Raw genomic sequence first — 12,550 nt, forward strand, 5'->3', positions numbered from 1 at the left:
GATCCGGCTCAGCGCAGGGCCTTCGCGTCGATGAAGGCGCGGAGCTCCTGCTCATCGTCGGCCATCTCGGTGCGGAGCTGAGGAGCATCGAGCATGGCGCGCAGCTCTGACGAGTACTCGAGCTCGACACCGATCGCCTCGCGGATCGTCTCGGCGAACTTCTGCGGCTTCGCGGTCTCGAGAACGAGCATCGGCACACCCGGTTCGATGTTCTCGCGGGCGACCTTGACCCCGTCGGCGGTGTGAGGGTCGATGATGTCGCCCGTCGCCTCGTAGACCGCCTTGATCGTCGCGAGCCTGTCGGCGTGCGTCGAGGTGCCGCTGACGATGCCGAACTCGTCGACGAAACGCGCGAGATCGGCGGTGAAATCGAAGAAGCCCTGGGTGTCGAGATCCTGCCAGGCCTTCACCACGCGGGTGGCATCGCGCCCCACGAGCTCGAAGATGAAGCGCTCGAGGTTCGAGGCCTTCGAGATGTCCATCGACGGGCTCGAGGTCGCGAGCGTCTGGGCCGCGCTCCGCGGCCGGTAGACGCCGGTGCGGAAGAACTCGTCGAGCACGTTGTTCTCGTTGGCGGCGAGCACGAGGCGACGGATCGGCAGCCCCATCTCCTTCGCGAAGAAGCCCGAGAGGATGTTGCCGAAGTTGCCGGACGGCACCGTGAAAGACACCTCGGTCCATCCGCCGGCATCCGTCGCGCGCAGCCATGCCCAGAAGTAGTAGACGACCTGGGCGGTGATGCGGGCGAGGTTGATCGAGTTGACCGCACCGAGGTTCTGAGCGCGCTTGAAGTCGAGATCGCCCGCCAGCGACTTGACGAGGTTCTGGCAGTCGTCGAACACACCGTCGACCACGATGTTGTGGATGTTCTCGTCATCGAGCGAGAACATCTGCGCCCGCTGGAATGCGCTCATGCGTCCCTTCGGGGACAGCATGAAGACCGAGATGCGGTCCTTGCCGCGAAGAGCGTGCTCGGCGGCCGATCCGGTGTCTCCGGAGGTCGCGCCGAGGATGTTGAGCACCGACCCCTTGCGCTCGAGCGCGTACTCGACCACCTGCCCGAGGAACTGCATGGCCATATCCTTGAAGGCCAACGTCGGCCCTTCGGAGAGACCCACGAGAGTGATGTCGTCATCGATCGAGCGCAGCGGCACGACCGCTTCGGGGAACGGCTCGTACGCGGCCTCGGTCATGCGTGCGAGGTCGGCCCGGGGAATGTCCGTGGCGAAGAGACCGAGCACCTCCGTGGCGAGCTGCGGGTACGTCAGTGCCCGCCAGCGCTCGAGCGTCTCACCGTCGACCGTGGGCATGGTCTCGGGCACGGCCAGTCCACCGTCGGGCGCGAGACCCTCGAGCAGGGTCTCGCAGTACGGGAGCGGCTGCATGCCGCCTCGGGTGGAGATGTACTGCACGGGAGCTCCTCGGTTCGGGATCGGCACGGGGCTTCCATTCTCGCAGGTGGCCGCGGGGTGATTGCACGGCCCCGGCCTGCTCTCACGACATAGCGCGTTCGTCCCGCGGAGGCAATGGTATTCCCCTGTGAACTCGGATCTCTTAGCGTGGAGCCCATCAACAGAACAGGAGCCCTCATGACTGCGAAGACCCATACCGCGCATGACCACAAGCCCGCGGACGGCCAGGCTCCCATGAAAGCCTCCACGCCGGCCGAGCCCCTCTACGAACGTGTCGACCTCGATCGGTACGTCGTGCTCCACGAAGGTCCAGTCGGATACGTCGAGCACGTGCATCCGGTCTTCGTCTGCTACGTGGGCCATCCCTATCATCACGCCGACGAGATCGCTCAGGTGCACGACTTCCACGACGCGGTGCGGACTGTCCTGCACCGCGCCGTCTCGATGCGGCGCGCTCAGTGAGCCGCGAGATCTGGCCCGGTTCCCCGTACCCGCTCGGCGCGACCTTCGACGGTCAGGGTGCGAACTTCGCTCTGTTCAGCGAGGGCGCCGAGAAGGTCGAGCTGTGCCTCTTCGACGACGACGGCAATGAAGAGCGGATTCCGCTCGAAGAGGTAGACGCGTTCGTGTGGCACGGCTATCTGCCCTCCGTGCAGCCGGGGCAGCTGTACGGGTACCGCGTGCACGGCACCTACGACCCCGCCCAGGGCAAGCGATTCAATCCGAACAAGCTCCTGCTCGACCCCTACGCGAAGTCGGTCGCGGGTCGTGTGGAGTGGGGGCAGCCCCTGTTCGGCTATGACTTCGGCGACCCCGATTCGCGCAACGACGAGGACTCCGGCGCGACGATGGTGAAGGGCGTGGTCGTGAACCCGTTCTTCGAGTGGGCGGGCGACCGCCTTCCGAAGATCCCCTACGCGCAGACCGTGATCTACGAGGCGCACGTCAAGGGGCTCACCCAGCTGCACCCCGATGTCCCCGAGGAGCTACGGGGCACGTATGCGGCGATCGGTCACCCGTCGGTCATCGCGCATCTCGTGCACCTCGGCGTCACCGCGATCGAGCTGATGCCGGTGCATCAGTTCATCTACGACTCGACCCTCGAGGAGAAGGGCCTCACGAACTACTGGGGCTACAACACCCTCGCCTTCTTCGCGCCGCACAACGACTACTCCTCCAGCGGGCAGCACGGTCAGCAGGTGCAGGAGTTCAAGGCCATGGTGCGTGCGCTCCACGCGGCGGGCATCGAGGTCATCCTCGACGTTGTCTACAACCACACCGCCGAGGGCAATCACATGGGGCCCATGCTCTCGATGCGGGGCATCGACAACGAGGCCTACTACCGCCTCGAAGAGGACCGCCGCTACTACACCGACTACACCGGCACGGGCAACAGTCTCAACGCCGGCAACCCGCACGCACTGCAGCTGATCATGGACTCGCTGAGGTACTGGGTCACCGAGATGCACGTCGACGGCTTCCGGTTCGACCTCGCCTCGACTCTCGCGCGCGAGTTCTACGACGTCGACCGACTGGCGGCCTTCTTCGAGCTCGTGCAGCAGGATCCGATCGTCTCGCAGGTGAAGCTCATCGCCGAACCGTGGGACGTCGGCCCGGGCGGATACCAGGTCGGCAACTTCCCTCCGCAGTGGACGGAGTGGAACGGCAAGTACCGCGACACGGTGCGCGACTTCTGGCGGGGAGAGCCCCAGGCGCTCGGCGAGTTCGCCTCGCGTCTCACCGGCTCGGCCGACCTGTACGAGCACTCCGGTCGCCGCCCCGTGGCGTCGATCAACTTCGTGACCGCTCACGACGGATTCACGCTTCGCGACCTCGTCTCGTACAACGAGAAGCACAACGAGGCCAACGGCGAGAACAACGCCGACGGCGAATCTCACAACCGCTCCGACAACAACGGCGCGGAGGGTCCCACCGACGACGAGGGCATCAACCGCATCCGCGCCAGGCAGCAGCGCAACTTCCTCGCCACACTGCTGCTGTCGCAGGGGGTGCCGATGATCGCGCACGGCGACGAGCTCGGGCGCACCCAGGACGGCAACAACAACGGCTACGCACAGGACAACGAGCTCACCTGGGTCGACTGGGAGTCGGCCGACCTGCCGCTCGTGGAGTTCACCGCAGCGGTTGCCCGGCTCCGCCGCGACCATCCGACGTTCCGGCGCAGCCGCTTCTTCGACGGCCGCCCGGTGCGGTCGGACGACGGCGAGCGCGTGCCCGACGTCGTCTGGCTGCGTCCGGATGGCCGACGCATGCAACCGGAGGACTGGGATTCCGGGTTCGGTCTCGCGATCGGAGTCTTCCTCAACGGTCAGGGAATCCGCGAGAAGGACCGACGCGGTCGGCCTGTCACCGACCAGAACTTCCTCGTCTACTTCAACAGCGGGACGGATGCCGTCGAAGCCGCGCTTCCGGATGAGCGGCACGGCCACGCGTGGGAGGTCATGATCGACACCGCCGGCGAGCGAGCAGACGGCGCATCGCTGGATCCCGGTGCCACGGTCTCGCTCGAGGCCCACTCGCTCCTCGTGCTGCGAGACGCCGACCGCACGGTGGTGTCGACGGACAACTCGGTCGAAGCGTCGCTGCGCATCCAGACCGAGCAGGCCGAGGCCCCGGCTCCGGCGCCCACCCCGGAGCTGCCTCGATGACTCATCGCCCGCTCTCGACCTATCGTCTGCAGATCCGCTCAGGCTTCACCCTCGACGATGCGGCTTCGGTCACGACGTATCTTGCCGACCTCGGTGCGTCGTGGGCATACCTGTCACCACTCCTGGCCGCAGTGCCGGGGTCGGACCACGGATACGACGTCGTCGACCACTCCCGGGTGGATGACGACCGCGGCGGCCCCGAGGGCCTGCAGCGATTCGCCGCCGCGGCCCGCGCAGCCGGGCTCGGCATCCTCGTCGACATCGTGCCGAATCACGTCGGCGTGGCGATCCCGCGCGCCAACATCTGGTGGTGGGATCTGCTGAGGCTCGGACGCTCGTCACGTCATGCGGTGGCGTTCGACATCGACCGACGGCTGTCGGAGGGTCGAGTGCGTCTGCCGATCCTGGGCTCGTCGCTCACAGAGGTCCTCGAGGCCGGTGACATCGTCGTCGACACCACTCCTGCCGACGACGCCCCCGACGGAACGCTGTCGTACTTCGACCACGTGCTGCCGTTGGCACCGGGTTCCGGAGAGTTCGCGGACGACCTGCCGGCCCTCCTGGACGCCCAGCACTACGAGCTGCGGTTCTGGGAGGACCAGAACACCGACCTCGACTATCGCCGCTTCTTCGCCGTCTCGGAACTCGCCGGCATCCGCGTCGAGATCCCCGATGTGTTCGACGAGTCGCACGAGGAGATCGCGCGGTGGATCACCGATGGGCTGGCCGACGGGCTGCGGGTCGACCACCCAGACGGGCTGACCGACCCCGGCGGGTACCTCGAGCGACTCGCAGACATCACCGGCGGCGCGTACACGGTCGTCGAGAAGATCCTCGAACCGGGCGAGCAGCTGCCTTCGTGGTGGCGCACCGACGGTACGACCGGCTACGACGCGATGGGCGAGATCGACCGCGTCCTGATCGACGGCGACGGAGTCGCAGCCCTCGACCGACTCGACGAGCGGCTGCGTTCCGAGACCGGTATGCCCGCGGCGGAGTCGTGGCACGACCTGATCCACACGACCAAGCGGATGATCGCAGATGAGCTGCTGCAGTCCGAGGTGCGCCGCCTGGTGAGGGCGCTGCCGTTCGGTGTGGTCGGTGCAGAGGACGCGCTGGCCGAGATCATCGCGAGCTTCCCCGTCTACAGGGCGTACCTGCCGGCGGGGCGCGAGCACCTGCAGCACGCTCTCGACGACGCCGCGCGCCGACGCCCCGACCTCGCGGCCTCGATCGCCGAGCTGGAGCCGCTGCTGCTCGACACGACGCTCGAGGTGTCTGAGCGCTTTCCGCAGGTGACGGGCGCCGTCATGGCCAAGGGCGTCGAGGACACCGCGTTCTATCGCCACACCCGCCTCGGCACCCTGACAGAGGTCGGCGGCGACCCGTCGATCGCCTCCGTCTCGGTCGACGGGTTCCATGATGCGCAGCGAGCACGGCTCGCGTCCTGGCCGCACTCGCTCACGGCGCTGTCGACGCACGACACGAAACGATCCGAGGACGTTCGCGCGCGCCTCTCGGTGCTCGCCGAGGTTCCGGATCGCTGGGCCGAGGTGCTGACCGAGCTCCGGGCCGTCGCCTCGACCGGACACGGTCCCCTCGATTCGCTGCTCTGGCAGGCTGCGGTCGGCGCCTGGCCGATCTCATCCGAGCGACTGCTCGCCTACGGCCTGAAGGCGGCGCGCGAGGCCGCGGAGTCGACCGGATGGCAGCATCCGGACCTCGAGTTCGAGAAGGGCATCGAGTCGATCGCACACGCGGCGAACGGAGATGCCCGCTCGATCGTCGACGGGTTCGTGCACGAGATCATCGACCACGGCCGGGTGAACTCGCTGTCTGCGAAGCTCCTGCAGCTCGCCGCCCCCGGCGTGCCCGACGTCTATCAGGGCACAGAGCTGTGGGATCACTCTCTCGTCGACCCCGACAATCGGCGGCCCGTGGACTTCGCTGAACGATCGGCGATGCTCCGGCGGCTCGACGACGATGTCGCACGCGGCATCCTTCCCCCTGTCGACGACTCGGGTCTCGCGAAGATGCTCGTCACCTCTCGCGCACTGCGTCTGCGCCGGGACAACCGCGAGCTGTTCTACCGGTATCGCCCGGGCGGCGTCGCCGGGGAGGCATCGGATCATGCGGTCGCCATGGACCGGGGCGGTGTGCTCGCGGTCGCGACGCGTCTGCCCGCAGGACTCGCCCGCCGCGGCGGATGGGGCGACACCGTGCTGCTGCGCCGCGAGCTGCCCGCGACCGACGCGATCACGGGCCGTCGGTTCGGGCGGGGGCCGATCCTTCTCTCCGACCTCCTCGACACGTATCCGGTCGCGCTCCTGGTGGATGAGCGATGATCTCGGTCTGGGCTCCACGCGTCGACAGGGTGCGGCTGCGGCGTCTCACCCCCGCCTGCACGACGATCTCGGAACACGATCTCGATCGGGCGGATGATGGATCGGGATGGTGGAGCACCGATGTGGCGATGGCCGAGGGCGAGCGCTACGGCTTCCTCCTCGGCGACAGCTCCGAGCTGCGCCCCGACCCCCGCTCCCGCCGACAGCCTCGAGGCGTGCACGGACCCTCCGCGCTGTTCGACCCCACCCGCTTCGAGTGGAACGACACCGACTGGAGCGGCCGGTCGCTCGACGGCGGGGTGATCTACGAGCTGCACGTCGGCACCTTCACACCGGAGGGCACGCTCGACTCGCTCGCCGGACACCTCGATCACCTCGTCGAGCTCGGCATCACCCATGTCGAACTCCTTCCGGTCAACGCGTTCAGCGGCGAGTGGAACTGGGGATACGACGGCGTGCTCTGGTACGCCGTGCACGAGGGATACGGCGGCCCGGCCGCGTACCAGCGGTTCGTCGACGCCGCTCATGCCCGCGGTATCGCCGTGATCCAGGACGTGGTCTACAACCACCTCGGCCCGAGCGGCAACTACCTGCCCGAGTTCGGCCCCTACCTGCGCGAAGGCGAGCACACGGCGTGGGGCGACTCGGTGAACCTCGATGAACCGGCCGTGCGCGAGTACATCATCGAGAACGCCCTGATGTGGCTGCGCGACTTCCACGTCGACGGTCTGCGTCTCGACGCCGTGCACGCCCTGCACGACGAGAGCACACCGCATCTCCTGCACGAGCTGTCGGAGCGAGTCGATGCGCTGTCGCGCGAGGTCGATCGCCCGCTGAGCCTGATCGCCGAGTCCGATCTCAACGACCCCGTCATGGTCCTCCCCCGGGAGGCCGGAGGATACGGTCTCACCGCTCAGTGGTCGGATGACTGGCACCACGCGATGCACGTCGCGCTCACCGGCGAGACCGACGGGTACTACGCCGATTTCGCCGCGCCTGATGCGGTCGCGAAGGTGACGCAGGGCGGGTTCTTCCACGACGGCACGTATTCGTCGTTCCGCGGGCGAGCGCACGGCGCCCCGCTGCCGTCGAGCGTTCCCGCCTGGCGTCTGGTCACGTTCGCGCAGGATCACGACCAGATCGGCAACCGCGCAGCCGGCGACCGGCTCACCGCGTCGCTGTCGTCCGATCGGCTCGCCGTCGCCGCGGTGCTGACCCTGACCGCTCCCGGAACCCCGATGCTGTTCATGGGCGAGGAATGGGGAGCCTCGACTCCCTGGCAGTTCTTCACCTCTCATAAGGAACCCGAGCTCGCGCGGGCCACAGCCGAGGGGCGGATCTCCGAGTTCGCACGGATGGGATGGGACCCGGCCGCAGTGCCCGACCCTCAGGACCCTGCGACCTTCGAGCGATCGCGGCTGGACTGGAGCGAGGTCGGCACACCGGAGCACGCTCGGATGCTCGATCTGTATCGACGCCTGATCGCGCTGCGGCGCGAGGTGCCCGAACTCACCGACCCCGCGATGTCGCACAACGTCGTCTCGGTCTCGCATCTCGATGGCGCGCCCGAGCATCGTGCCTACCGCATCGAGCGGGGTGAACTCGCGGTGCTGGTGAACCTCACCGCGGACGAGGTGGAGTTCGACCTGGGCCCCGATTCGAGGATCCTGCTCGAGACGGCGCCCAGTCGGATGGTGGCGCGGACCATCGTGCTTCCGCCCGAGTCTGCAGTGATCGTCGCGCCGCCGCGCTGAACCGCTTCAGGCGGCGTCGAGCACCTTCGCGAAGCACAGCGACAGGTCGCTCCCGACGTAGTGTCCGAACAGCGGTATCGGCACGTAGCCTTCGCGCTGGTAGAAGCGCACGGCGTCCGGCTGAGCGGTGCCGGTCTCGAGCACCAGAGACCGGATGCCGAGCTGCCGCGCCTCCGCCTCGAGCGCGCGCAGCAGGGCGACGGCCGCGCCCGTTCCGCGCGCAGAGGGCGCGGCGTACATCCGCTTGATCTCCGCCGTATCCGATCCGAGCACCTCCGGATCGAGAGGCCGGAGCCCCCCGCAGACGACGGCGTCACCGCTGCCGTCCCGAGCTACGAGGAACACGGGCACGTCATCGGCCGAGGGGATCACGCCCGGCTCGTGATCATCACTGCCGTACCGCGCATCGAGTTCGCTGCGTTGCGCAGCTCTGAGCCGTTCGGCATCCGGATGCGACCATGCAACCCGTTCGACCGTCACGTTCATGTCTTCCTCTCGATTCGGGACCAACGCCGATCACGATATCGAGGCGAGATTTCACGGATGTTGCCGAGAATGAGTTCACCACTTTCTGAATTCAGATTTCAATGTACTGTTGCATCGTGACTCTCACCGCCTCGCCCACGCATACCGCCGCCGTCGCTCGCCTCGGCCACGCCCTGTCGGATGCGACGCGGGCAGCCATCCTTCTCGCTCTTCGCGAATCGCCGGCGTACCCCTCGGATCTCGCGGACGAGCTCGGGGTCAGCCGTCAGCTCCTGTCGAATCATCTCGCCTGCCTGCGTGGATGCGGACTCGTCGAGAGCGTGCCCGACGGACGCCGCAGCCGCTATGCGCTCGCAGACCCGCACCTCGCCACGGCCCTCGACGAGCTGATGCGCGTCATGCTGATCGTCGAACCCGACTGCTGCGACGGAGACGGGTGCAGCTGCTGATGTCGGCGACCACTCTCACCCCCGACCGGCGCGCGACGCTCCATCGCCGCATCCGTCTCATCGTGGCGTTCACGATCGTCTATAACCTGATCGAGGCCGTCGTCGCGATCGCCGCGGGGTCGGCTGCGTCGTCTGCCGCACTGATCGGCTTCGGACTCGACTCGAGCATCGAGGTGCTGTCGGCCGCTGCCGTCGCCTGGCAGTTCACGCGGCGTGACCCCGAGCGCTGGGAGAAGCCCACACTGCGAGTGATCGCCGTGGCGTTCTTCGCGCTCGCGATCTACGTCACGACGTCGTCCGTGCTGTCGCTGTTCGGCGGCGATCGCCCCGAGCACAGCCCCGTCGGTCTCGTGCTGACCGCACTCAGCGTGGTGATCATGCCGCTGGTGTCGTTCGCCGAGCGACGGGCGGGATTCGAGGTGGGATCAGCCACGGCCGTCGCCGACTCGAAGCAGACGCTGATATGCACCTACCTGTCAGCCGCGGTGCTGATCGGGCTGGCGCTCAACAGCCTGCTCGGCTGGTGGTGGGCCGATGCCGTCGTCGGGCTCGTCATCGCGATCTTCGCTGTGCGAGAGGGCCTCGAAGCCTGGAAGGGCGACGCCTGCGCGACCTCGGTCGGCATGATCCTGGAAGACGAGCACGCAGGCCACACGCACGAGGACGAGGCGCGTCATGAGCACTGAACTCGAAAGCACTTCAGCGAGATTCTGACCCCGGCGTCACTTTCGGTGAGCTTTCGGGTCTTGCACATGAGACCAGAAGTCGGCCAGGGGGAACAAGAGCCCGCTTCCGGTCTGAGCCGCACTCTCCCCTTTGAGCGGCTCGCGGGTGGGGCACCTCCCACGGCCCCACCCGCCCTCCTGGTCTTCGCGGGCTCGTCGCCCCGGCGTCAGATCCAGCCGCGCTCCTCAGCCATCAGCACTGCCTGCTGCCGGGTGCCGACCGACAGCTTCGCGAGCACTGCGGAGATGTGATTGCGCACCGTCCCGGGAGCGAGCGACAGCGCCCTCGCGATCTGAGTCGTGGTCTCACCGCGGCGCCCCGCACGCAGCACGTCCAGCTCACGATCGGTGAGCGGCGACCGCTCATCGCTCAGCGCGTCTGCCGCGATCTCGGGGTCGACGTAGCGAGCTCCCGCCGCAACCCTGCGGATCACATCGGCGACCTGATCGGCGCCTCGGGACTTCGGCAGGAAGCCCGCGACGCCTGATGCGAGAGCCCGCCGCAGCACCCCCGGGCGGGCGTGACGGGTGACCACGACGCAGCGCGTGACGATGGCTCGGTTCAGCCTTTCGGCGACCTCTACGCCGTCGAGCCCCGGCATCTCGAGGTCGAGCAGGCAGACGTCGGGGGTCAGAGCCAGCGCGGCAGCGAGTGCCTGCTCTCCGTCGGCGCACTCGGCCACCACCTCGATGTCGCCTTCCAGGCGCAGCAGCGCGGCGAGGGCCGAACGGATCATGCCCTCATCGTCGGCGAGAAGCACCCGGATCATCGCTGTCCCTCTCCGTCGACGGGCTGCGTCTCAGAGTCGGGCACCGTCACCGAGACGATGAACTCGCCGGCGTCCTCCCTGACCTCCAGGGTCCCGCCGGCCTCCGAGATGCGTCGCCGCACACCGTCGAGCCCCGACCCCACGGGCTCGTCTCCGGCGCGGGGTGCCACATCGTTCGCGACTTCGTAGCGCCATCCGTCGGCGACCCGGCGGAGCGAGAGACGGGCGCGCCGGCCGGCGCCGTGCCGCAGGACGTTGGTCGTGGTCTCCCTGATCACGGGCGCGAGCGCCGACGACGGCGCATCGTCGGCGTCGGGCGCGATGTCGGCCTCGACGTCGAGTCCGGCCGCCGTGAGAAGGTCTCGCGCATTCGCGACCTCGTCTCGCAGCGGCACCGAGCGGAAGCGCGTCGCAAGGTCGCGGGTGCCCTGGCGAGCCTCGTCGACGCTCACCCTGGCCGCTTGCAGCTGCTCCAGAGCCGCGTCGGGATCGATCCCCATGAGTCGCTCGGCGAGTTCGAGCTGCAGCGCGATCACCTGCAGGTGATGTCCCTGCAGATCGTGCACATCTGTGGCCACGCGCAGACGCTCCTGTGTCGCTGCGAGGCGGGACTCCGAGGCCCTGGCGCGATCGACCGTGACCAGCACGTCCCACCACCAGAGGGAACTCACCGACATCGCCGGGATGAGGATCGCGTACAACGCGGGGATCCACCCGGGGAGGCCGATGTCGGCCGCTCCCCTTGCCGCATCGACGAAGGCCACGAGCACGAGCAGCAGCGTGGTCAGGACGACGACCCGCAGGCGGATTCCCTTGGGCCAGTTGAGCAGCACCACCGACTGAGCGACGGGCATGAGGGCGAGCAGCCAGCTGTCGATCATCAGTCCGGCGACGAGTCCGTACCCGATCGCCACCAGCAACGGCAGCGCGATGCGCATCCAGGCGATGCCGGGCTCCGCATCCACCCGATGCCGGTAGCCGACGAGCAGCACCATCGTCGAGGCCCACCAGATGAGGCCCCCCAGACCCACGACGAAAGGCGCCACCGCGCCACCCGGCACGGCGAGCGCCTGCAGCGTCCAGACCAGCACCAGGAAGAGCTCGAGGAACACCACGGCCGAGAAGGTGTACCACCAGGTCGCGGTGATGCCCCGGGCGAGCTGACGCGCGCCGGGTGTCGGGTCACCGGAGTGGTCGACGACCGGAGAAGTGCTGCTCATGCCCCCAGAGTACGGGCGTGACACATGTCACGGATGCCGCGGGCGAACCACCCGGAAAGCAGTGACGCTGCGACACTGCCGCGGTCGGGCGAAAAGCGATGAACTGGATGCATCGCGACGGAGACACCGTCACTCAGACCGGCAGGAGCCACCCCATGAATCTCATCGAGACCTTCCAGGGCTTCGTCGCCCAGGTTCCCGAACTCGTGCAGCCGCTCATCGTCGCCCTCGCAGGGGCGATCCCCTTCATCGAGGGCGAGGGTGCCGTGTCGATCGGCATCATCGGCGGCATCAATCCTTTCGTCGCGGCGATCGCGGCGATCATCGGCAACTTCCTCTGCGTCGCCGTGCTCGTCATCGCGAGCTCGGGGGCGCGAACAGCGATCGTGAACCGGTCGCGCAGTCGGCAGGCTGTGGTCGCCGGCGGCGGAGCCGTCGAGACGGTGCCTGCGGACTCCGCGGGTTCTGACCGTGGCAGCGCCCGCCGCGAGAAGTTCCAGCGGGCCTTCGAGCGCTACGGCGTGCCGGGCGTCAGCCTGCTCGGTCCGCTGCTGCTGCCCACGCATTTCACGGCCACGATGCTCGCCGCGTCGGGCGTCGGCAAGGTCCGCATCCTCATCTGGCAGGCAGTCGCGATCGTCGGCTGGACCACGATCGTGGCTGTGATCGTCGGCGGTGCCGTCTACGCGATCCGCTGAGACACCGCGCCGCACGCACCGA

General features: G+C 68.1%; 11 protein-coding genes. 7 read left to right on the plus strand and 4 right to left on the minus strand.

Going from position 1 to position 12,550, the window contains the following annotated elements; all coding sequences use genetic code 11:
• Positions 1–8: 8 nt before the first annotated feature.
• On the minus strand, positions 9–1,412 hold the full coding sequence (gene thrC, locus ACLKOY_RS07810; protein ID WP_436453114.1) for a threonine synthase: 1,404 nt from the start codon (positions 1,410–1,412) through the stop codon (positions 9–11).
• A 177-nt stretch (positions 1,413–1,589) separates the two neighbouring features.
• Here thrC and ACLKOY_RS07815 point away from each other — a divergent pair, with 177 nt between their 5' ends.
• The 4 genes from ACLKOY_RS07815 to treZ are packed head-to-tail and all read left to right on the plus strand — an operon-like array spanning position 1,590 to position 8,180.
• Complete coding sequence (locus ACLKOY_RS07815; RefSeq protein ID WP_363572065.1) at positions 1,590–1,874, plus strand: hypothetical protein; 285 nt, start codon at positions 1,590–1,592, stop codon at positions 1,872–1,874.
• Positions 1,871–4,081, plus strand: a complete 2,211-nt coding sequence (gene glgX / locus ACLKOY_RS07820) for a glycogen debranching protein GlgX (RefSeq protein ID WP_436453115.1) — start codon at positions 1,871–1,873, stop codon at positions 4,079–4,081. Before ACLKOY_RS07815 ends, glgX begins: the two co-directional genes overlap by 4 nt.
• A complete protein-coding gene (gene treY / locus ACLKOY_RS07825) occupies positions 4,078–6,426 on the plus strand; it encodes a malto-oligosyltrehalose synthase (RefSeq protein WP_436453116.1) in 2,349 nt (782 codons plus the stop codon). Before glgX ends, treY begins: the two co-directional genes overlap by 4 nt.
• Entirely contained in the window at positions 6,423–8,180 is a 1,758-nt protein-coding gene (treZ, locus tag ACLKOY_RS07830; protein ID WP_436453117.1) for a malto-oligosyltrehalose trehalohydrolase, read from the plus strand. The genes treY and treZ overlap by 4 nt, the downstream gene beginning before the upstream one ends.
• 6 nt (positions 8,181–8,186) lie before the next feature.
• Here the strand turns inward: treZ and ACLKOY_RS07835 are convergent, their stop codons facing one another.
• Entirely contained in the window at positions 8,187–8,666 is a 480-nt protein-coding gene (locus tag ACLKOY_RS07835) for a GNAT family N-acetyltransferase (RefSeq protein ID WP_436453118.1), read from the minus strand.
• A gap of 101 nt (positions 8,667–8,767) precedes the next feature.
• On the opposite strand from ACLKOY_RS07835, the gene ACLKOY_RS07840 reads away from it, so the two are divergent.
• Both ACLKOY_RS07840 and ACLKOY_RS07845 read left to right on the plus strand, forming a co-directional pair.
• Positions 8,768–9,115: an ArsR/SmtB family transcription factor gene (locus ACLKOY_RS07840; protein ID WP_436453119.1), complete on the plus strand. Its 348-nt coding sequence runs from the start codon at positions 8,768–8,770 to the stop codon at positions 9,113–9,115.
• Positions 9,115–9,801, plus strand: coding sequence for a cation transporter (locus ACLKOY_RS07845; RefSeq protein ID WP_436453120.1), 687 nt, complete (start codon positions 9,115–9,117; stop codon positions 9,799–9,801). Before ACLKOY_RS07840 ends, ACLKOY_RS07845 begins: the two co-directional genes overlap by 1 nt.
• A 206-nt stretch (positions 9,802–10,007) precedes the next feature.
• On the opposite strand, the gene ACLKOY_RS07850 is transcribed toward ACLKOY_RS07845, so the two are convergent.
• On the minus strand, positions 10,008–10,610 hold the full coding sequence (locus ACLKOY_RS07850; protein WP_140036226.1) for a response regulator transcription factor: 603 nt from the start codon (positions 10,608–10,610) through the stop codon (positions 10,008–10,010).
• A complete protein-coding gene (locus ACLKOY_RS07855) occupies positions 10,607–11,830 on the minus strand; it encodes a sensor histidine kinase (RefSeq protein WP_436453121.1) in 1,224 nt (407 codons plus the stop codon). Before ACLKOY_RS07855 ends, ACLKOY_RS07850 begins: the two co-directional genes overlap by 4 nt.
• A 155-nt stretch (positions 11,831–11,985) precedes the next feature.
• Between ACLKOY_RS07855 and ACLKOY_RS07860 the strand changes: the two genes are divergently transcribed.
• Complete coding sequence (locus ACLKOY_RS07860; RefSeq protein ID WP_436453122.1) at positions 11,986–12,528, plus strand: small multidrug efflux protein; 543 nt, start codon at positions 11,986–11,988, stop codon at positions 12,526–12,528.
• Positions 12,529–12,550 lie beyond the last annotated feature (22 nt).

The sequence above is a fragment of the Microbacterium sp. K2 genome (genome assembly GCF_051365005.1).
In the GTDB taxonomy this organism is placed as follows: Bacteria; Actinomycetota; Actinomycetes; order Actinomycetales; family Microbacteriaceae; genus Microbacterium; species Microbacterium foliorum_B.

Excerpts from the sequence above, each read along its gene's own strand:
- ACLKOY_RS07815 (WP_363572065.1), top strand. The coding sequence starts at position 1,590 with ATGACTGCGAAGACCCATACCGCGCATGACCACAAGCCCGCGGACGGC.
- treY (WP_436453116.1), top strand. The coding sequence starts at position 4,078 with ATGACTCATCGCCCGCTCTCGACCTATCGTCTGCAGATCCGCTCAGGC.
- treZ (WP_436453117.1), top strand. The coding sequence starts at position 6,423 with ATGATCTCGGTCTGGGCTCCACGCGTCGACAGGGTGCGGCTGCGGCGT.
- ACLKOY_RS07835 (WP_436453118.1), bottom strand. The coding sequence starts at position 8,666 with ATGAACGTGACGGTCGAACGGGTTGCATGGTCGCATCCGGATGCCGAA.
- ACLKOY_RS07840 (WP_436453119.1), top strand. The coding sequence starts at position 8,768 with ATGTACTGTTGCATCGTGACTCTCACCGCCTCGCCCACGCATACCGCC.
- ACLKOY_RS07845 (WP_436453120.1), top strand. The coding sequence starts at position 9,115 with ATGTCGGCGACCACTCTCACCCCCGACCGGCGCGCGACGCTCCATCGC.
- ACLKOY_RS07850 (WP_140036226.1), bottom strand. The coding sequence starts at position 10,610 with ATGATCCGGGTGCTTCTCGCCGACGATGAGGGCATGATCCGTTCGGCC.
- ACLKOY_RS07855 (WP_436453121.1), bottom strand. The coding sequence starts at position 11,830 with ATGAGCAGCACTTCTCCGGTCGTCGACCACTCCGGTGACCCGACACCC.
- ACLKOY_RS07860 (WP_436453122.1), top strand. The coding sequence starts at position 11,986 with ATGAATCTCATCGAGACCTTCCAGGGCTTCGTCGCCCAGGTTCCCGAA.